The sequence below is a fragment of the Streptomyces sp. NPDC079167 genome (genome assembly GCF_040686735.1).
Classification (GTDB): domain Bacteria; phylum Actinomycetota; class Actinomycetes; order Streptomycetales; family Streptomycetaceae; genus Streptomyces.
Map to the genome: position 1 here is coordinate 889,887 of NZ_JBFBLO010000001.1, position 17,996 is coordinate 907,882.

At 68.4% G+C, this 17,996-nt stretch carries 20 protein-coding genes, 1 tRNA gene, 1 pseudogene and 1 riboswitch; of the genes and pseudogenes, 10 read left to right on the forward strand and 12 right to left on the reverse strand.

From position 1 onward, the window contains the following. The 4 genes from AB0P41_RS04160 to AB0P41_RS04175 are packed head-to-tail and all read right to left on the reverse strand — an operon-like array spanning window position 1 to window position 3,394. A complete protein-coding gene (locus tag AB0P41_RS04160; protein WP_365929966.1) occupies window positions 1-687 on the reverse strand; it encodes a DUF1707 domain-containing protein in 687 nt (228 codons plus the stop codon). A gap of 54 nt (window positions 688-741) precedes the next feature. Further along, on the reverse strand, window positions 742-1,710 hold the full coding sequence (locus tag AB0P41_RS04165; protein WP_356708826.1) for an ATP-binding cassette domain-containing protein: 969 nt from the start codon (window positions 1,708-1,710) through the stop codon (window positions 742-744). 18 nt (window positions 1,711-1,728) lie between these two features. Next, window positions 1,729-2,586 carry an ABC transporter permease gene (locus AB0P41_RS04170; RefSeq protein ID WP_356708828.1) on the reverse strand — a complete coding sequence of 286 codons (858 nt, stop codon included), beginning with the start codon at window positions 2,584-2,586 and terminating at the stop codon, window positions 1,729-1,731. Between the two features lie 7 nt (window positions 2,587-2,593). Further along, complete coding sequence (locus tag AB0P41_RS04175; RefSeq protein ID WP_356708548.1) at window positions 2,594-3,394, reverse strand: ABC-2 family transporter protein; 801 nt, start codon at window positions 3,392-3,394, stop codon at window positions 2,594-2,596. 147 nt (window positions 3,395-3,541) lie between these two features. Between AB0P41_RS04175 and AB0P41_RS04180 the strand changes: the two genes are divergently transcribed. Beyond that, entirely contained in the window at window positions 3,542-5,992 is a 2,451-nt protein-coding gene (locus AB0P41_RS04180; RefSeq protein ID WP_365929932.1) for a transglycosylase domain-containing protein, read from the forward strand. Between the two features lie 48 nt (window positions 5,993-6,040). Here AB0P41_RS04180 and AB0P41_RS04185 read toward each other — a convergent pair whose 3' ends face one another. From AB0P41_RS04185 to AB0P41_RS04195, 3 genes are all read right to left on the reverse strand, one after another. Continuing rightward, window positions 6,041-6,361 (reverse strand): multidrug efflux SMR transporter, encoded by a 321-nt coding sequence (locus AB0P41_RS04185; protein WP_014156030.1) that lies wholly within the window; start codon window positions 6,359-6,361, stop codon window positions 6,041-6,043. Between the two features lie 36 nt (window positions 6,362-6,397). Next, window positions 6,398-6,464, reverse strand: a riboswitch (guanidine-III (ykkC-III) riboswitch). A 52-nt stretch (window positions 6,465-6,516) separates the two neighbouring features. Beyond that, the gene (locus AB0P41_RS04190; protein WP_099173024.1) at window positions 6,517-6,852 is read right to left on the reverse strand and encodes a co-chaperone GroES; all 336 of its coding nucleotides are present in this window, start codon (window positions 6,850-6,852) and stop codon (window positions 6,517-6,519) included. 76 nt (window positions 6,853-6,928) lie between these two features. Beyond that, a complete protein-coding gene (locus tag AB0P41_RS04195; protein ID WP_356708552.1) occupies window positions 6,929-7,267 on the reverse strand; it encodes a DUF3618 domain-containing protein in 339 nt (112 codons plus the stop codon). Window positions 7,268-7,396: 129 nt separating this feature from the next. On the opposite strand from AB0P41_RS04195, the gene bcp reads away from it, so the two are divergent. From bcp to AB0P41_RS04220, 5 genes are all read left to right on the forward strand, one after another. Continuing rightward, window positions 7,397-7,864: a thioredoxin-dependent thiol peroxidase gene (gene bcp, locus AB0P41_RS04200; protein WP_356708554.1), complete on the forward strand. Its 468-nt coding sequence runs from the start codon at window positions 7,397-7,399 to the stop codon at window positions 7,862-7,864. 129 nt (window positions 7,865-7,993) lie between these two features. Further along, window positions 7,994-9,490, forward strand: coding sequence for a glycine betaine/L-proline transporter ProP (proP, locus tag AB0P41_RS04205; RefSeq protein ID WP_356708556.1), 1,497 nt, complete (start codon window positions 7,994-7,996; stop codon window positions 9,488-9,490). 142 nt (window positions 9,491-9,632) lie between these two features. After that, on the forward strand, window positions 9,633-10,292 hold the full coding sequence (locus AB0P41_RS04210; protein ID WP_365929935.1) for an HNH endonuclease signature motif containing protein: 660 nt from the start codon (window positions 9,633-9,635) through the stop codon (window positions 10,290-10,292). Beyond that, window positions 10,289-10,951, forward strand: a complete 663-nt coding sequence (locus tag AB0P41_RS04215; RefSeq protein WP_365929938.1) for an HNH endonuclease signature motif containing protein — start codon at window positions 10,289-10,291, stop codon at window positions 10,949-10,951. The genes AB0P41_RS04210 and AB0P41_RS04215 overlap by 4 nt, the downstream gene beginning before the upstream one ends. 61 nt (window positions 10,952-11,012) lie before the next feature. Then, window positions 11,013-11,097: transfer RNA gene (locus AB0P41_RS04220), tRNA-Leu, on the forward strand. A 48-nt stretch (window positions 11,098-11,145) separates the two neighbouring features. On the opposite strand, the gene rdgB is transcribed toward AB0P41_RS04220, so the two are convergent. The 4 genes from rdgB to AB0P41_RS04240 form a co-directional block, all read right to left on the reverse strand. Continuing rightward, the gene (gene rdgB / locus AB0P41_RS04225; protein ID WP_356708562.1) at window positions 11,146-11,748 is read right to left on the reverse strand and encodes an RdgB/HAM1 family non-canonical purine NTP pyrophosphatase; all 603 of its coding nucleotides are present in this window, start codon (window positions 11,746-11,748) and stop codon (window positions 11,146-11,148) included. 21 nt (window positions 11,749-11,769) lie between these two features. After that, entirely contained in the window at window positions 11,770-12,156 is a 387-nt protein-coding gene (locus tag AB0P41_RS04230; RefSeq protein WP_356708564.1) for a hypothetical protein, read from the reverse strand. A 102-nt stretch (window positions 12,157-12,258) separates the two neighbouring features. After that, window positions 12,259-12,996, reverse strand: a complete 738-nt coding sequence (rph, locus tag AB0P41_RS04235; protein WP_356708566.1) for a ribonuclease PH — start codon at window positions 12,994-12,996, stop codon at window positions 12,259-12,261. 127 nt (window positions 12,997-13,123) lie between these two features. Continuing rightward, window positions 13,124-13,396: a PTS glucose/sucrose transporter subunit IIB gene (locus tag AB0P41_RS04240; protein WP_262346750.1), complete on the reverse strand. Its 273-nt coding sequence runs from the start codon at window positions 13,394-13,396 to the stop codon at window positions 13,124-13,126. A 182-nt stretch (window positions 13,397-13,578) separates the two neighbouring features. Between AB0P41_RS04240 and AB0P41_RS04245 the strand changes: the two genes are divergently transcribed. Beyond that, entirely contained in the window at window positions 13,579-14,838 is a 1,260-nt protein-coding gene (locus AB0P41_RS04245; protein WP_365929941.1) for a PTS transporter subunit EIIC, read from the forward strand. A 255-nt stretch (window positions 14,839-15,093) separates the two neighbouring features. Continuing rightward, window positions 15,094-16,359, forward strand: a complete 1,266-nt coding sequence (locus tag AB0P41_RS04250; RefSeq protein WP_356708570.1) for a PTS transporter subunit EIIC — start codon at window positions 15,094-15,096, stop codon at window positions 16,357-16,359. An 87-nt stretch (window positions 16,360-16,446) separates the two neighbouring features. On the opposite strand, the gene AB0P41_RS04255 is transcribed toward AB0P41_RS04250, so the two are convergent. Next, complete coding sequence (locus tag AB0P41_RS04255) at window positions 16,447-17,199, reverse strand: MBL fold metallo-hydrolase (RefSeq protein WP_356708572.1); 753 nt, start codon at window positions 17,197-17,199, stop codon at window positions 16,447-16,449. Between the two features lie 172 nt (window positions 17,200-17,371). On the opposite strand from AB0P41_RS04255, the gene AB0P41_RS04260 reads away from it, so the two are divergent. Together AB0P41_RS04260 and AB0P41_RS04265 are read left to right on the forward strand one after the other, a co-directional pair. Continuing rightward, window positions 17,372-17,866 (forward strand): type II toxin-antitoxin system PemK/MazF family toxin, encoded by a 495-nt coding sequence (locus tag AB0P41_RS04260; RefSeq protein WP_356708574.1) that lies wholly within the window; start codon window positions 17,372-17,374, stop codon window positions 17,864-17,866. A gap of 15 nt (window positions 17,867-17,881) precedes the next feature. Next, a pseudogene (locus AB0P41_RS04265) lies at window positions 17,882-17,996 on the forward strand (class I SAM-dependent methyltransferase); the annotation flags it as partial.

Here is a 17,996-nt window from a genome sequence, read left to right on the forward strand (position 1 = left end):
TCAGCCGAGCTCCTTGCGCCCGTCCCCGGTGTCCGGCTTCTGCAGCCGCAGCCGCTCCTGCTCCTGAAGCCGGCGCTTCTCCGCCTTGCTCCGCTTGCGCTCCACACCGACCCCGCCCATCAGCGCGAACCCGGTGATCCTCACCTGCGGAGCGTCCGGAGCGGGCTCCGGCTCCTCGTCGAGCTTGGAGTGCTCGCCGAAACCGCCCATGATCCCGAGGCCGTTGACCTGGACGTTCAGGTCCGGCGGGACCGTCACCTGCATGCCGCCCATGATCGTGTAACAGCGGATCACGACATCACGCTCCGCGAAGCGGGCGTCGCGCAGATCGATCTCGCCACCGCCCCACATCGCGAACGCGGTGAACTTCGGGCCCACCGTCCAGCGGCCCTTGCGGCTGAAACCGCCCCAGAAGGCGAAGGCCCCCGACGAGGTGGCAGCACCGCCGATCCGCGCGGGCCAGTTCCCGGACGACCCCGTGCGCCCGGCCACCGCCCCCGTCACCGGCCGGGCGACATCGCCCGGCACCGGCAGGTCGCGTACGAGCGGCACCAACTCCCCGTGCGTACGCGCCTTGAACGTCGCGCCGAGCCGCTGCTCGAACTCGTCCATCTCCAGCCGGCCCTCGGCCACGGCCTCCCGCAGGGTCTCCGCGACCCGCTCACGTTCCGCGTCGGAGGCACGCATGTCCGGGCTTTCACTTGTCATACCGGCACCCTATAGAGCAACAGCGGGACGGGCCTAGACACCAGAATCCGACACGTACATCTTCGCGATCACGGACTCGATGTCCGGCTCCCGCACCGAGAGGTCCACCAGCGGATAGTCCGCCGCGATCCGCGCCACCAGCGGCGCGGCCGACGCCGCGGCCGGGAACGCCAGCCACTGCCGGGGCCCCTCCACCTTCACCACCCGCACCGAAGGCTCCATCCCCAGCTCGACCGGCGGCAGCTCCCTCTCCAGGTCCACGACGAGCGTGCGCTCGCTCTCCCCCACCTCGTGCAGCCCGGCGAGCGCACCGTCGTACACCAGCCGGCCGTGGTCGATCACCATCACCCGCTTGCACAGCTGCTCGATGTCGGTCAGATCGTGCGTGGTCAGCAGCACCGTCGTGGACCGCTCCGCGTTCAAGTCCCGCAGGAACCCCCGCACCTTCGCCTTGGAGACCACATCCAGCCCGATCGTGGGCTCGTCCAGATACAGCACCTCGGGATCGTGCAGCAGCGCCGCAGCGATATCGCCCCGCATCCGCTGCCCCAGCGACAGCTGACGCACCGGGACCTCCAACAGCGCCCCCAGGTCCAGGAGTTCCACACAACGGTCAAGGTTCTCCCGGTAACGACTGTCCGGGATCCGGTACATCCGGTGCATCAGCCGGTACGAGTCACGCAACGGCAGGTCCCACCACAGCGTCGTACGCTGCCCGAACACCACACCCATCCGGTGCGCCAGCTTCGTACGCTCCCGGCTCGGATCGATCCCCGCGACCCGCAGCCGGCCGCCGCTCGGCGTCAGAATGCCCGTCAGCATCTTGATCGTCGTCGACTTGCCCGCACCGTTCGGGCCGATGTAGCCGACCATCTCACCGCGCGGCACCCGGAAACTGATCCCGTCCACCGCCCGCACCTCACGCCGCTCACGGCGCATGAAGCCCGTCTTACGGCGCACGTCGAAGACCTTCTCGACGCCGTCCAGCTCGATGAAGTCCATGTCGTCCACGCCCACTCCTCAGCTTCCCGTGCTGCGGTACGACCGCAGCCCCACACGCCACGCCAGCCCCGCAAGCACCCAGCACCCCACCGCCACCACCGGAGGCAGGAACGCCACCCACCCCGGCAGATCCAGCGGATAGTCCCGCCCCAGCACGTACAGAGCCGGCAGCCAGCTCACGAACGCCAGCGGCACCACGAACGTCACCCCGCGCACCAGGTCCTTCGCGAACACCGTCGGCGGGTACTGCAGCATCGTCGTCCCCCCGTACGTGAACGCGTTCTGCACCTCGGAGGCGTCCTGGGCGTAGAACTGGAAGGCCGCCCCCACCACGAACACCGCCCCGAAGATCGCCGCCCCGCTCAGCACCATCAGCGGCAGCATCACCACCTTCAGCGGCGACCAGTCGATGTCCAGCGTCCACAGCGCATAACCCAGCACCAGCAGCCCCTGCGTGATCCGCCCCAGCCTGCGCAGCGCGAACCGGTCCGCCGCCACCTGCGCCAGCACCGGGACGGGCCGCACCAGCAGCGTGTCCAGAGTCCCGTCCCGCACCCGCCGCCCCAGCCGGTCCATCGACCCCAGCACCAGATCGGACAGCCCGAACGCGGTCGCCGACGTCCCGTACAGCAACGCGACCTCCGGCAGGGTGAAACCTCCCAGCACGTCGACGTGCGCGAACATCAGCATGATCGTGACGAAGTCGAACGCCGTCGACACGAAGTTCCCGACGGTCGTCATCACGAACGACGCGCGGTACGCCATCGTCGAGCGCAGCCACATCGCCACGATCAGCCCGTACGCCCGCACCCCCTCGACCAGCGGGGACCGCCGGCCGAACGCGGGCTCCGGCTCCACGGCCGCGACACGCTCCACCCGGACCTCAGCCACCCTGGACCACCACCCTCCTGGTCGCCACCGACTGCAGCAGCCTCCCCGCCAGCAGCAGCACCACCGCCCAGCCGGCCTGGAAGGCGTACGCCCGCAGCACGTCCCAGCCCGCGTACTTGCCGAGGAACACATCGGCCGGAACCTGGAGCAGCGACGACCACGGCAAAGTGCGGGCCAGCTCCCCCAGCCAGCCGGGGAACAGCGTCAGCGGCAGCATCATCCCCGAGAAGAACAGCCCGGCCAGCCAGGCCATCTGCATCGCGCCCGCCCCGTCCATCAGCCAGAACGCCGACAGCGCCACCAGGAAACGCACCGCGAAGCTCACCACGACGCCCAGGGCCACCGACACGAGGAAGGCCAGCCAGGTCCACCCGGAACCCGGCAACGCCAGATCGAAGGCCAGCGCCCCCAACGCCATCGGCACGATCCCGCGCCCCAGCAGATGGAACCCGGCCCGGCCCAGGTCCCCCGCCAGCCACCACAGCTGCAGATCGGCGGGCCGGTACAGATCGACCGCGATGTCACCCGTACGGATCCGCTCCATGAGCTCGTCCTCGAAGCCGCCGCCCATCATCGCGCAGGTCATCAGCAGGGCCTGACCCAGCCACACATAGGTCAGCGCCTGCGACATGTCGTAGCCACCCAGCTGGGGCCTCTCGTCCCACAGGGCGATGTAGGTGTACGCCATGATGAAACCGAAGACGGTGTTGGTGAACACCCCCGCGAACGTCGCCACCCGATAGGTGGCATACCGCCGGAACCCACCGGCCGCCACCACGGCATAGAGCCGCACCTCGCCCCCCTCAATCCGCCAAAGCGCACGAGCCTAGGCCACGGCGTTCGGCCGCCGCGACCCCATTTCCCTGGAGGGATCCGAGGGTTATCCGCCCGAAAAGTGCACTATAGGAAAATCATCCGCAGTCGAGGAGCCTCCACAGTCATGAGCCAAGAGCCACCGCAGCACGGCGGAGACCCTGGTCAGCAGGGCCCCGAGGGCTGGGCCCCCCGAGACGCCTCGGCCGCGGCCCCCACCCCCGACTCCCCCCACCCGAACGGCGCACAAGACCCCAAGGGGCGCAAAAAACACCCCAAGCGGCCCAAACGCACCGGCTGGCGCCGCGCCATCCCCACCTGGCGCATGACCCTCGGCGGCGTACTCCTCCTCGCACTGCTCATCGTCGGCGGATTCATCGCGGGCTACCAGCTCATCGACATCCCCGCCGCCAACGCCGCCGCGACCGCACAGGCCAACGTCTACGTCTACGCGGACGGAAAGACCGTCATCGCCCGCGACGGCGAGATCAACCGCGAGAAGATCCCGCTGGACCGCATCCCCCCCACCATCCAGCACGCCGTACTCGCCGCCGAGGACCGGGACTTCTACTCCGAGGACGCCATCGACATCAAGGCCACCCTCCGCGCCGGCTGGAACACCGTCACCGGCAAGGGCAGACAGGGCGGCTCCACCATCACCCAGCAGTACGTCAAGAACTACTACCTCGGCCAGGAACAGACCGTCATCCGCAAGGCCAAGGAATTCTTCATCTCCATCAAGCTCGACCGCGAACAGAGCAAGGACGACATCCTCGAGGGCTACCTCAACACCAGCTACTTCGGCCGCAACGCCTACGGCATCCAGGCCGCCTCCCACGCCTACTACGGCAAGGACGTCGAAGACCTCGACACCGGCGAAGGCGCCTACCTCGCCTCCCTGCTCAACGCCCCCAGCTCGTACGACGTCGTCGCCCACCCCGAGAACAAGAAAGCCGTCCTCGCCCGCTGGGACTACGTACTCGACGGCATGGTCAAGCACGACTGGCTCACCGACGCCGACCGCGAGGCGATGACCTTCCCCGTCCCCGACAAGGCCAAGCCCGCCACCGCACTCTCCGGCCAGCGCGGCTACATCGTCCAGGCGGTCGAGGACTACCTCACCACCAACAAGATCATCGACGCGGACACCCTCGCCACCGGCGGCTACCGCATCACCACCACACTCCAGAAGAAGAAACAGGACGCCCTCGTCGAAGCCGTCGACGACAACGTCCTCTCCAAGACCAGCGACGAACGCGAAGCCGACCGCAACGTCCGCGCCGGCGGCGCCTCCATCGACCCCGCCAACGGGCACGTCGTCGCCCTCTACGGCGGCGTCGACTACACGAAGCAGTACGTCAACAACGCCACCCGCCGCGACTACCAGGTCGGGTCCACCTTCAAACCGTTCGTCCTCGCCGCCGCCCTCGCCAACGGGTCCACCACCCAGAAGCACCGCGCCATCACCCCCAACACCCGCTACGACGGGACCAACAAGCGCACCGTCCAGAGCGCCGCCGGCTCCACCGGCTACTCCCCCGCCAACGAGGACGACGTCGACTACGGCTCCATCACCGTCCGCGAGGCCACCGACAAATCCGTCAACGCCGTCTACGCCCAGATGGCCCAGGACGTCGGTCCCCAAGAGGTCAAGGACACCGCCGTCGCCCTCGGCATCCCCGAGGACACCCCCGACCTCACAGCCTCCCCCTCCATCGCACTCGGCCCCGCCACCGCCAGCGCCGTCGACATGGCCTCGGCCTACGCCACCCTCGCCGACCACGGCAGACAGCGCCCCCACACGCTCGTCGCCAAGATCAGCAAGGACGGCACCGCACTGGACCTCCCCGCCAGGAACACCCGTCAGGCCATCAGCCGCGAAGCCGCCGACACCACCACCTCCGTCCTGCGGAGCGTCGTCGACGGCGGCACCGGCACCGCCGCCCTGGGCGCGGGCCGCCCCGCGGCGGGCAAGACGGGCACCGCCGAAGAGGACAGGGCCGCCTGGTTCGCCGGCTACACCCCCGACCTCGCCACCGTCATCGCCGTCATGGGCCAGGACCCGAAGACAGGCGTACAGAAACCCCTCTACGGCGCACTCGGCCTCGCCCGCATGAACGGCGGCGGCGCCCCCGCCCAGACCTGGGCCGACTACACCCGGGCCGCACTCGAAGGCAGCGAGGTACAGGGCTTCGATCTCCAGGCCGACGAAGGCCCCGAGGAGCCCGATCCGGACGAGAGCGCGGAAGGCGAGGACACGGAGGACACTGAGGACACCGGGGACACCGAGGAAGCCGGAGGCACCGGGGACTCCCGCGAGAAGCGCGACAGCGCCCGCTCCCGCACCCCGGACGGCCCCTCGGGAGCCTCTCGGGCCCCACGGGCACGCCGCACCGCCACCCCCGCCGCGGCACCCTCCCACGCGCCCGCGGACGAAAGCACCGACCGGGACCCCACCGCGCAGGGACCCGACGCCCGGCAGCAGCCCGGCATCCGGCCCGCCCGGCCCGCCTCCGGCCTCCCCGTCACCCGACGCGAAAGGGGCGGGCAGGACCACCACGGCCCCACCCGCCCCTGAACACTCAGCGCCGCACGCTCAGTGCCCGGACGCTCAGTGCCCGGACGCTCAGTGCCCGGACGTCGCCTTCAGACCCACCACAGCCACCAGCAGCAGACAGACGAAGAAAATGCGGGCGGCCGTCACCGGCTCATTCAGCACCACCATGCCCAGCACCGCCGCACCGGCCGCACCGATCCCCACCCACACGCCGTACGCCGTACCGATCGGCAGCGTCTTCGCCGCCTGCGACAACAGCATCATGCTGGCCACGATCCCCAGGCCCGTGAACACACTCGGCCACAGCCGGGTGAACCCCTCGGTGTACTTCATCCCGATCGACCAGCCCACTTCCAGCAGACCGGCCACGATCAACAGAACCCACGCCACGACAGAACCTCCACGACGAAACACGCGAACAACACGGGTGCGTCGTCTTTGCGGAAACCCGGTACGGCGCGTCTCGTCGGGATCACCCCAGCCTAGCAAAAACAGCAGAAGGGCCTGGTGACAACAGTCACCAGGCCCACTCACCCCACACCCGCCTACAGATACAGCCCGGTCGAATCCACCGAACCCTCGAACCGGTCCGCGGCCACCGCGTGCAGATCCCGCTCCCGCATCAGCACGTACGCCACACCCCGCACCTCGACCTCGGCACGGTCCTCCGGGTCGTACAGCACCCGGTCACCCGGCTCCACGGTCCGCACGTTCTGGCCGACAGCGACCACCTCGGCCCACGCCAGACGCCGGCCGACCGCCGCCGTCGCCGGAATCAGAATGCCGCCGCCCGACCGCCGCTCGCCCTCGGGCGAATCCGACCGCACCAGCACACGGTCGTGCAGCATCCGGATCGGCAGCTTGTCGTCGGTGTTGCTCATGCCGTTGTCGCTCACGCCCCGAAACCTACCTGCCCCGGACCGGTCCGCACGCCCCAGGGCCGCACGGAACCCACCCTCAGCGCCTCCTGCGCCGACCGGACCGCGAGGACCGCGAGGACACCGTCAGCAGCACGACCGCACCGGCCACCACCAGCGCCGCCGGAATCACCCGCTCCAGCCGCGGCGAACCGTCCTCCGCCACGAACTGCGCCTTCACGTCCGAAACCGAACGGTTGACGGCGACGAACGCACGCCCGGCCGTCCGGTCCACCGTCGACGCGACCTTGGCCTTCGCGTCACCCATCATCGTCTTCGGGTGCACCCGCACCCCGATCTCGTCCAGCACCACCGCAAGCTGCTCACGCCTGCTGATGATGTCCGCCTCGATCTGCGCAGGGGTCCTGGTATCCGACACTGCGCCGCCTCCGTGGTCGTCGTCGGGTAAACCTTCATCGACAGTCTGTCAGCTCGGGCGCCCCCACACCCGGCGGCACCCCCTATTACGCTCGGTGCCACACAGCACACGTGCCACTCGAGGAGAAACATGAGCGAGCGACTCCAGACCGGCGACACCGCCCCCGCCTTCACCCTTCCGGACGCCGACGGAAACGAGATCTCGCTCGCGGACCACAAGGGCCGCAAGGTCATCGTCTATTTCTACCCCGCGGCGCTTACCCCCGGCTGCACCAAGCAGGCCTGCGACTTCACCGACAACCTGGACCTCCTCACCGGAGCCGGCTACGACGTCATCGGCGTGTCGCCGGACAAGCCGGAGAAGCTCGCGAAGTTCCGCGAGACGGAGAACCTCAAGGTCACACTGGTCGGCGACCCCTCCAAGGAGACCCTGGAGGCCTACGGCGCCTTCGGCGAGAAAAAGCTCTACGGCAAAGTGGTGACAGGTGTGATCCGCTCCACGATTGTGGTCGACGAAGAAGGCAAGGTGGAGAAGGCCCTCTACAACGTCAAGGCGACCGGCCACGTCGCCAAGATCATCAAGGACCTCGGAATCTGACCCCGGTTCATGGGGATCTCGACCGAAAAGGGTGTGAGCGAGCTCGCAATCATCCGTTGATTCGGTTTGCAACCGCCATGACTGCGCAGAAGCCTTTCCTGGAACACCGTTCGACGAAAGGAACCGGCCATGGCGGCCTCCGACCCCCACCAGGCGGCCGACCCTGATGCGGTCAAACGCCACCCAGCGCTCTTCCGCGCCATCCGGAAGCGCCAGAACCCCCGGCTCCGTCGGACCGACATCACCATCACCGACGACCAGGCGGTCAAGCGTGCGGTGAAGGCGGCGTCACTCGGTAACGCCATGGAGTGGTTCGACTTCGGCATCTACTCCTACCTGGCCGTCACCATCGGGCATGTCTTCTTCCCGTCGGGAAACGACACCACCCAGCTCCTTTCGTCATTCGCGACCTTCGCCGTGGCTTTCCTCGTCCGGCCCCTCGGCGGCATGTTCTTCGGCCCCATGGGTGACAAGATCGGCCGCAAGAAGGTCCTGGCCCTCACCATGATCCTCATGGCGGTCGGCACCTTCGCGATCGGCCTCATCCCCTCCCACGACACCATCGGCGTCTGGGCAGCGGTGCTCCTGATCTTCTTCCGGATGCTCCAGGGCTTCTCCACCGGCGGCGAGTACGGCGGCGCCTCGACCTTCATCGCCGAGTACGCCCCCGACAAGCGCCGCGGCTTCTTCGGCAGCTTCCTGGAATTCGGCACCCTGGCCGGCTACGTCGGCGCCGCCGGGCTCGTCACCCTCCTGTACGCCGTCCTGGACACCGGCCAGATGGAGTCCTGGGGCTGGCGCATCCCCTTCCTCGTCGCCGGTCCCCTCGGCCTCGTAGGCCTCTACCTGCGACTCCGCCTGGACGAGACGCCCGCCTTCCAGAAGCTGGAAGGCGGCACCGCACACGCCACGGAGGCCGCCGACCACGTCGAGTCCACCGCCAAGGGCGACCTCGCCAAGATCTTCCGCCAGTACTGGCCGACGCTGATCCTCTGCATCGCCCTGGTCGGCGCGTACAACATCACCGACTACATGCTGCTGTCCTACATGCCGACGTACCTCTCGGACGAGCTCGGCTACAGCGAGACCCACGGGCTGCTCATCCTGCTCGCCGTCATGGTCTTCCTGATGCTGATCATCAGCCAGTTCGGCAAGCTCTCCGACCGCTTCGGCCGCAAGCCGATACTGATGACCGGCATGGTGGGCTTCCTCGTCCTCTCGCTCCCGGCCTTCCTCCTGATCCGCCAGGGCAGCATCCCGGCGATCACCATCGGCATGCTGATGCTGGGCCTCTCCCTGGTCTGCATGCTGGGCACGATGTCCGCCGCCCTCCCGGCGCTGTTCCCGACCAACGTGCGCTACGGCTCCCTGTCGGTCGGCTACAACCTCTCGGCCTCGATCTTCGGCGGCACGACCCCGCTGGTGATCACCGCCCTGATCAGCTGGAGCGGCTCGAACCTGATGCCGGCGTACTACGCGATGGCGGCGGCACTGATCGGTGTGATCGCGGTGGCCTGCATGAAGGAGACCGCCAACCAGCCCCTGGCCGGCTCCCCGCCCTCGGTGGAGACGGAAGAAGAGGCGGCCGAAATGGTCCACGCCCAGAGTCCTGACCCGAAGTTCTGACCCACCCTGCATGAAGGGCCCGTACCGCCACAAAGCGGTACGGGCCCTTCCGCATCTCATCGCATTACGGACGTGACCATCCGATGAGCGGTTCGTTGCTCCGTACGAGGCTGCGAACGCGCGGCCGGATGCGGAGGGGGAAATGCCTGCCAGCCCGTACACCCGAGAGCGCCTCGCGGAGGCGGCCTCGTCGTCACGAACGCTCTCCGAGGCGCTGAGGAAGCTCGGGGTCGACCCGAAGAGTTCGACACGGCGATATCTCCTCGACCGTATGCGAAAGCTCGGCGTGGACACTCAGCACTTCGAGAGCGAAGGCGTGCGTTGGACGAAGGATGTCCTTCAGGAGGCGGTGGCGTCGTCGACGACCATGTGCGAAGTGCTCCGCCGCCTCGGTCTTGAGGTGGTGGGAGGGCAGCACACCCACATCAGCCGTCGCGTCAAGGCTCTGGGGATCGACACGTCGCACTTCGCGGCGTCATCGAGGAATGGCGAGGTGCGCCGTCGGCGTCCGGAGGAACTGTTGGTGGAGCAAGGACAGACCCTGGCCCGTCGCATACCTGGCGAGCGGCTCAAACGGGCCATGATCGCTATGGGCACATCGGAACACTGCGCCCGGTGCGGCACTGGCCCCACGTGGCGGGGCCGGCCCCTGCCGCTCGAGGTCGACCACATCGACGGCAACTGGCGAAACAATCAACCGCAGAATCTGCGGCTGCTCTGTCCCAACTGCCACTCGACGACCGACACGTACCGAGGTCGGGGCAAGGCTCGTCGTGCCTCCGTGCAGGGTGAGGGCCGATGAGCAGCGGCAGTTCTTACACACGAGAACGGCTGGTCGAGGCAGCCGACAAATGCGCAGACATCCAAGAGGTCATCGCCTTCCTGGGTACCCGCCCTTACGGGCGGCTCAGCCGATACCTCTTCGATCGCTTCGAGTACTTCGGGATCGATGTGTCCCACCTCCCCCGCCGCGGCTACCACAGGGCTGGGAAACGTCCCTCCCTCACGGAACTTGCGGAGGCCGTCACCTCTGCCGTGTCCATCGCCGACGTCCTCAGGCGGCTGGGACGGAAGGACAACGCGAGCCAGCGAAAGCAGCTGAGCAACTGGATCGCCGAGGACGGACTCACCACTGAGCACTTCCTGGGCCAGGGACACCAACGAGGGCGGATCGGCCCCACCCCGCGTAAGACAGCTGCACAGGTGCTGGTCAGACACGAGGGCAAGCGCCGCACGAAGACAATGCTGCTGCGCCGCGCTCTGCGGGACATCGGCATCCCGGAGGAGTGCGCCGCCTGCGGAACCGGCGCAGCCTGGTTGGGCGAGCCCATGACGCTGGAGGTGGATCACATCAACGGCGACTGGAGCGATGACCGCAGGGAGAATTTGCAGCTCCTGTGCCCGAACTGTCACGCGGTGACCCGTACCTGGTGCAGAGGCGGCACCATCTCAAGACCCTGAAAGGCTCTCCCCCATACCCACCGCGCTCCCTCGCAGAGGGCAGTATGCTGAGACCAGCTGCGCGGCCGTAGCCAAATCTGGTATCGGCGGGTGTTTTAGGGGCATCTGGGAGAAATCCTGTGTGGGTTCGAATCCCACCGGCCGCACGCCGAGGAAGAGGGGCCGTCCCAATCGGGGCGGCCCCTCTTCGCCTGTCAGCCCACCAGCTCCCGCACCACCGGCACCAGCGCCCGGAACGCCTTGCCGCGGTGGCTGATCGCGTTCTTCTCGTCCGGGGTGAGCTCCGCGCAGGTCCTGCTCTCGCCGTCCGGCTGGAGGATCGGGTCGTAGCCGAAGCCGTAGCCGCCGGCGGGGGCGGTGCGCAGGGTGCCTTCGAGGCGGCCCTCGACCACGCGTTCCGTGCCGTCGGGGAGGGCCAGGGCCGCGGCGCAGGCGAAGTAGGCGCCCCGGTGGGGGTCGGAGATGTCGCCGAGCTGGGCGAGGAGCAGGTCCAGGTTGGCCGCGTCGTTGCCGTGGGCGCCGGACCAGCGGGCCGAGAAGATGCCGGGGGCTCCGCCGAGCACGTCGACGCAGAGGCCGCTGTCGTCGGCGATGGCGGGGTGGCCGGTGGCCTGGGCCAGGGCGTGGGCCTTGAGGAGGGCGTTCTCGGCGAAGGTGACGCCGGTTTCCTTGACGTCGGGGATGTCGGGGTACGCGTCCGCGCCGACGAGGTCGTGCGTGAGGCCCGCGTCGGCGAGGATCGCGTGGAGTTCGGTGATTTTCCCGGCGTTGCGGGTGGCGAGGATCAGGCGCGTCATGCGTCGATTATCGCCGCCAGGTCACGGCGTGCAGACCTTGCCGATCTCCGTGGCCGCATCGGTGACCGGGGTGATGTCGGGGGTGGCGTCGCCCTTGTCGATGGAGTCGCGGACGTTGGTGACGCCTGCCTGGAGGTCGTCGACGGCCTTGCTCAGGTCGGCGTTGTCCGTGGTGTCGCCGAGGTCCTTGAGTTCCTTGTCGATCTGGTCCAGCGCTTCCGATGCCTGCGTCGGGTCGTTGGAGGCGTTGGATATGGCCTGCTGGAGGTTGTCGACGCTGGTGGCGATGGCGTCGGCGGTGCGGACGCAGTCCATGGCCTTGTCGACGGCGCCGCAGCCGACGGCGGCGGTGAGGGTGAGCAGGGTGGTCGTGACGACGAGTGCGGTGCGGTGGCGGCGCGAGGCCATGGCGCGGTCCCTCCCCGGGGGTGGATACGTGGACGGACGCACGGTTCGACCCGTGCGCCCGTATCCGGTACGACGCTCTGCGCTGCGTATTTGGTTGCTTCTTTACTCGCCGAGGGTGCGGGCGAGTGCCTCTTCCTGGAGCTTGGCGAGGTCGGTGCAGCCGGCGGTGGCGAGGTCGAGGAGTGCGTTGAGCTCGGCGCGGTCGAACGGCTCGGCCTCGGCGGTGCCCTGGACCTCGACGAAGCGGCCGTCGCCGGTGCAGACGACGTTCATGTCGGTGTCGGCGCGGACGTCCTCCTCGTAGCAGAGGTCGAGGAGGGGGGTGCCGTCGACGATGCCGACGCTGATCGCGGCGACGGTGCCGGTGAGGGGCTTGCGGCCGTGCTTGATGATCTTCTTGCCCTGGGCCCAGGCGATGGCGTCGGCGAGGGCGACGTAGGCGCCGGTGATGGCGGCGGTGCGGGTTCCGCCGTCGGCCTGGAGGACGTCGCAGTCCAGGACGATGGTGTTCTCGCCGAGGGCCTTGTAGTCGATCACGGCGCGCAGGGAGCGGCCGATGAGGCGGCTGATCTCGTGGGTGCGGCCGCCGATCTTGCCGCGGACGGATTCGCGGTCGCCGCGGGTGTTGGTGGAGCGGGGAAGCATGGAGTACTCGGCGGTGACCCAGCCTTCGCCGCTGCCCTTGCGCCAGCGGGGGACGCCTTCGGTGACGGAGGCGGTGCAGAAGACCTTGGTGTCACCGAAGGAGATGAGTACGGAGCCTTCGGCGTGCTTGCTCCATCCGCGTTCGATGGTGACGGGGCGGAGCTGTTCGGGGGTGCGGCCGTCGATACGAGACATGGCGTCGAGCCTATCGGCTGGGGCGGCCGGGTCCGTTCGGGTGCATCACAGGCCCCGCTCCGGGCCGGCGGGGGCGGGTGGAGCGGGGCCTGGGTGCGGACCTGGGTGGGCCGGCCGGGTCAGCCGGTCACATCATGTCTTCGATGTCGGCGGCGATGGGGTCGGCGTCGGTGCCGATGACGACCTGGATCGCGGTGCCCATCTTGACGACGCCGTGTGCTCCGGCGGCCTTGAGCGCGGCTTCGTCGACCTTGCTGGGGTCGTGGACCTCGGTGCGGAGGCGGGTGATGCAGCCTTCGATCTCGTCGATGTTCTCGATGCCGCCGAGCCCGGCGACGATCTTCTCAGCCTTGCTGGCCATGTCCTTCTCCCTGGTCTGTTCGTGCGTGGGGCGGCCCACCGTGGGTCCGTTTCGTCACGGTAACGCACGGTTGGCCCAACTTCACGGGCGGGTAACCGCGCAGTCCCCAATGATGACGATCACCGGCGCCCTGCCTTCCGGCGGGGCTCCGCACCGTATCGCGACTGGTCTACACCAGTTTGCAACGCCCGCCAAACCTTGCGCGTTCCGGGAGGATGCCGATGAGTTCGAACGCGGCCACGCAACCGCAGCGGAAGTGGTGGAACGCGCCGGTCCAGGGCTTGCAGAAGGTCGGCCGGAGTCTTCAGCTGCCGGTCGCCGTGCTGCCGGCGGCGGGCCTCCTCGTCAGCCTCGGCAATCTCTTCGACTCGTACCTGGACGGCGCCTTCTGGAACAAGACGTCCAAGGTGCTGCTCAGCGGCGGGAACGCCATCCTCGACGGCACCGTGGGGCTCCCCCTGCTGTTCTGCATCGGTGTCGCGATCGGCTTCGCGAAGAAGGCGGACGGTTCGACGGCGCTGGCGGCCGTGGTCGGCTTCCTCGTCTACCGGGGGGTGCTGGCGGCGTTCCCCGTGGACGGTTCCGTGACGGAGGCCCTCCCTGACGGCGAGCCCCAGAACCCGGGCGTCCTGGGCGGCATTCTCATCGGCCTGCTCACGGCGGTCGTGTGGCAGCGCTACCACCGTACGAAGCTGGTCGACTGGCTGGGCTTCTTCAACGGGCGTCGCCTGGTGCCGATCCTGATGGCGTTCCTCTGCGTGATCCTGGGCGTGCTGTTCGGCCTGTTGTGGCAGCCGGTCGGTGATGCGCTGACGTGGTTCTCGAAGCAGTTGATCGATCTCGGCGCGTGGGGTGCGGCCATCTTCGGCTTCGCGAACCGGCTGCTGATCCCGATCGGTATGCACCAGTTCCTGAACACGTTCTTCTGGTTCCAGGCGGGCGAGTTCACGGGAGCCGACGGCAAGACCGTGCAGGGTGACATCTCCCGGTTCTTCGCGGAGGACCCGACGGCGGGGCAGTTCACGTCGGGGTTCTTCCCCATCATGATGTTCGGCCTGCCCGCCGCGGCCCTCGCCATCGCACACACTGCGCGGCCGGAGCGGCGTAAGGAGGTGACGGGCCTGATGGTGTCGGTGGCGCTGACGTCCTTCGTGACGGGTGTGACGGAGCCGCTGGAGTTCTCGTTCATGTTCGTCGCACCGCTGCTGTACGGCGTCCATGCGGTGCTGACCGGGTTGTCGATGGGTGTGACGTGGGCGCTGGGCGTGCACGCCGGGTTCAGCTTCTCGGCCGGGCTGATCGACTACGTCGTCAACTGGCATCTGGATACGAAACCGTGGCTGATCATCCCGATCGGGCTGTGCTTCGCGGTGATCTACTATGTGATCTTCCGGTTCGCGATCACCAAGTTCAACCTCCAGACCCCGGGGCGCGAGCCCTTGGAGGAGGAGAAGAAGATCGAGGACGACCTCACGAAGTAGAGGCCTTCCCGGTCCTTCGCGCGGCCCCTGGACCTGACGGTCCGGGGGCCTTCGCCGTGTCACCCAGGGTGGCGGTGGGACTACGCGGCAATCGTGAGGTAATTGCAGGTTCCTTATCTAACCCACACCGTGCTAAAACTGGTCTACACCACTGAGTGGTCCAGACCACGCGTGCGTTTTCCCGCCGCGTTCCTCAAGTCGCCGCCTCCCTTCGATCAATGACATGGGCGGCACCTTGCCCCATGGAGGAAGTTGATGAGTACGGATACCGCTGCGGCGGCACCCGAGAAGAAGAAGGGCGCGGGCGTCATGGCCGTCATGCAGCGCATCGGCCGCAGCCTCATGCTGCCGGTCGCCGTGCTGCCTGCGGGCGCGCTCCTGGTCCGTCTCGGTAACCCGGACATGCTGGGGCGGGACTCGTTCCCGGACTTCATCGTCAAGATCGCCGGTTTCATGGCGGCGGGCGGCAACGCGATCCTCGACAACATGGCGCTGCTCTTCGCCGTCGGCATCGCGATCGGCTTCGCCAAGAAGTCGGACGGTTCGACCGCCCTCGCGGCGGTCACCGGCTACCTGGTCTTCAAGAACGTCCTCGCCACGTTCACCGACAGCAACCTGCCCAAGGTCGCGAGCGTGGTGGACGGCAAGATCGTCATGAACGAGGCTCCGGTCAACGCCGGCGTGCTCGGTGGTGTCGTGATGGGCATAGTCGTCGCCCTGCTGTACCAGCGCTTCTACCGGACGAAGCTGCCCGCCTGGGCCGGCTTCTTCGGCGGCCGCCGTCTGGTCCCGATCCTCTCCGCGTTCGCGGGTCTGCTGATCGGCATCGTCTTCGGTTACATCTGGCCGGTGCTCGGCACCGGGCTGCACAACTTCGGTGAGTGGCTGGTCGGTTCGGGCGCGGTCGGTGCGGGCATCTTCGGTGTCGCCAACCGTGCGCTGATCCCCGTCGGCATGCACCACCTGCTGAACTCGTTCCCGTGGTTCCAGGCCGGTTCGTTCGAGGGCAAGAGCGGCGACATCAACCGCTTCCTGGCCGGCGACCCGACCGCCGGACAGTTCATGACCGGCTTCTTCCCGATCATGATGTTCGCCCTCCCGGCCGCCTGCCTCGCGATCGTCCACTGCGCCCGTCCGGAGCGCCGCAAGGTCGTCGGCGGCATGATGTTCTCGCTCGCCGCCACCGCGTTCGTGACGGGTGTCACCGAGCCGATCGAGTTCACGTTCATGTTCATCGCTCCGGTGCTGTACGCGATCCACGCGGTGCTGACCGGCGTCTCGATGGCCCTCACGTGGGGTCTGGGGATGAAGGACGGCTTCGGCTTCTCGGCCGGCGCGGTCGACTTCTTCCTCAACCTGGGCATCGCGACGAAGCCCTGGCTGCTGGTGCTGGTCGGCCTCTGCTTCGCGGTCGTCTACTACGTGGTCTTCCGCTTCGCGATCACGAAGTTCAACCTGCCGACGCCGGGCCGCGAGTCCGACGAGGAGCTCGCCGAGCTCCAGAAGGCCGAGGCCAAGTAGTCCGGCCCGCCGCCTTCGCGCGACACGCAGAAGCCCCCCACCTCCCGCCGCGGCGGGAGGTGGGGGGCTTCTGCGTGGGTCGGCGCTCTAGATCTCGTACACCGCGCCGGGCACCGCCAGCTCGACCGGGCCGTCGTAGACCTCGCGTGCGTCGGCGAGGTTGCGTTCGGCGTCCGTCCACGGCGGGATGTGGGTGAGGACGAGGCGTCCCGCTCCGGCGCGGGCGGCGTACTCGCCTGCTTCGCGGCCGTTGAGGTGGAGGTCCGGGATGTCCTCCTTGCCATGGATGAACGATGCTTCACAGAGGAACAGATCGGAGCCCTCGGCGAGTTCGGCCAGTGCCTCGCAGGTGCCGGTGTCGCCGGAGTAGGTGAGTGAGCGCCCGTTGTGCTCGACCCTGATGCCGAAGGTGTCGACGGGGTGGCGGAGCTTCTCCGTACGGACCGAGAAGGGGCCGATCTCGAAGGATCCGGACTTCAGCGTGTGGAAGTCGAAGACCTCGCCCATCGCGTGGTCGGACGGGGTATCGGCGTGGGCCGTGGTGAGCCGCTGCTCGGTGCCTTCGGGTCCGTACACGGGGATCGCGGCGGGGCGTCCGCCGTCGAAGCGGTAGTAGCGGACGACGAAGTACGCGCACATGTCGATGCAGTGATCGGCATGGAGGTGGCTGAGGAAGATGGCGTCGAGGTCGTAGAGACCTACGTGGCGCTGCAGCTCGCCCAGGGCGCCGTTGCCCATGTCGAGGAGCAGCCGGAAGCCGTCGGCCTCTACGAGGTAGCTCGAGCATGCCGAACCCGCGGAGGGGAACGAGCCGGAGCAGCCGACGACGGTGAGCTTCATGGAGCGTGAACCTCCGAGGCGTGGGAACGGGGAGGGTTCGTGCGGTCCGTCGAGCGTAAGGCGCGAAACCGGTGGTCGCTCCTCCACGGCCTGCCGTTGTGGGGGAACTCACCTGTGCTGTCACCGGTTCGATGGAAGGCGCGGTGTCGGCGGGCGCCGGTACGGTCGGGATATGAACTCGTGGTGGTGGGTGGCGCTGGTCGCTGTTGTCCTGTTGGCGCTGGTGGCGACGGTTTCCGATGCGCGGCACCGGGGCGGGCGGGGGCCTCGGCGGCCGGGTGGGCGGACGCGGCCTCCGGGGCGGGCTCCGCAGCGGGCTCCGGGGCGGGCTCCCGAGCGGAAGAAGGGGCGCCCGCACGGGGTGCCCCGGCCGGGGGAGATCTGGTGGGCGGATGTGCCGTTCGAGGACGGGCCCGGGTCCAAGGACCGGCCGTGTCTGGTGCTGTCGGTGCGGGGTGGCACGGCGGTCGTCGCCAAGATCACCAGCAGGCATCACGAGGAGCGGCCGGGCGTGATCGCTCTGCCGCCGGGCTCGGTGGGGGACGCGCGGGGCCGGCGGAGCTTCCTGGAGACGGACGAGCTGCGGGATGTGGCGGTGTCGGGGTTCCGCCGGAAGGCGGGCGAGCTGGACGGCGAGGTGTGGGGGCGGGTGCGCGGGCTGGGGTGAGCGTGCGGGAGGCGCGGGACGGGGTCTCTTTCCCTCTCGCTGCCCGCACGGCTGATCGAACGGCTGCCGCAGGCCGAGATCGTCGCCGTCGACATGGACCCGCTGCTGCTGGCACTGGCCCGCGCCCGCC

Bases quoted from the DNA above. Each gene is read 5' to 3' on its own strand.
- AB0P41_RS04160 (WP_365929966.1), bottom strand. From the start codon at position 687: ATGCGTGCCTCCGACGCGGAACGTGAGCGGGTCGCGGAGACCCTGCGG.
- AB0P41_RS04165 (WP_356708826.1), bottom strand. From the start codon at position 1,710: ATGGACTTCATCGAGCTGGACGGCGTCGAGAAGGTCTTCGACGTGCGC.
- AB0P41_RS04180 (WP_365929932.1), top strand. From the start codon at position 3,542: ATGAGCCAAGAGCCACCGCAGCACGGCGGAGACCCTGGTCAGCAGGGC.
- AB0P41_RS04190 (WP_099173024.1), bottom strand. From the start codon at position 6,852: ATGAGCAACACCGACGACAAGCTGCCGATCCGGATGCTGCACGACCGT.
- bcp (WP_356708554.1), top strand. From the start codon at position 7,397: ATGAGCGAGCGACTCCAGACCGGCGACACCGCCCCCGCCTTCACCCTT.
- proP (WP_356708556.1), top strand. From the start codon at position 7,994: ATGGCGGCCTCCGACCCCCACCAGGCGGCCGACCCTGATGCGGTCAAA.
- AB0P41_RS04210 (WP_365929935.1), top strand. From the start codon at position 9,633: ATGCCTGCCAGCCCGTACACCCGAGAGCGCCTCGCGGAGGCGGCCTCG.
- AB0P41_RS04215 (WP_365929938.1), top strand. From the start codon at position 10,289: ATGAGCAGCGGCAGTTCTTACACACGAGAACGGCTGGTCGAGGCAGCC.
- rdgB (WP_356708562.1), bottom strand. From the start codon at position 11,748: ATGACGCGCCTGATCCTCGCCACCCGCAACGCCGGGAAAATCACCGAA.
- AB0P41_RS04230 (WP_356708564.1), bottom strand. From the start codon at position 12,156: ATGGCCTCGCGCCGCCACCGCACCGCACTCGTCGTCACGACCACCCTG.
- rph (WP_356708566.1), bottom strand. From the start codon at position 12,996: ATGTCTCGTATCGACGGCCGCACCCCCGAACAGCTCCGCCCCGTCACC.
- AB0P41_RS04245 (WP_365929941.1), top strand. From the start codon at position 13,579: ATGAGTTCGAACGCGGCCACGCAACCGCAGCGGAAGTGGTGGAACGCG.
- AB0P41_RS04250 (WP_356708570.1), top strand. From the start codon at position 15,094: ATGAGTACGGATACCGCTGCGGCGGCACCCGAGAAGAAGAAGGGCGCG.
- AB0P41_RS04255 (WP_356708572.1), bottom strand. From the start codon at position 17,199: ATGAAGCTCACCGTCGTCGGCTGCTCCGGCTCGTTCCCCTCCGCGGGT.
- AB0P41_RS04260 (WP_356708574.1), top strand. From the start codon at position 17,372: ATGAACTCGTGGTGGTGGGTGGCGCTGGTCGCTGTTGTCCTGTTGGCG.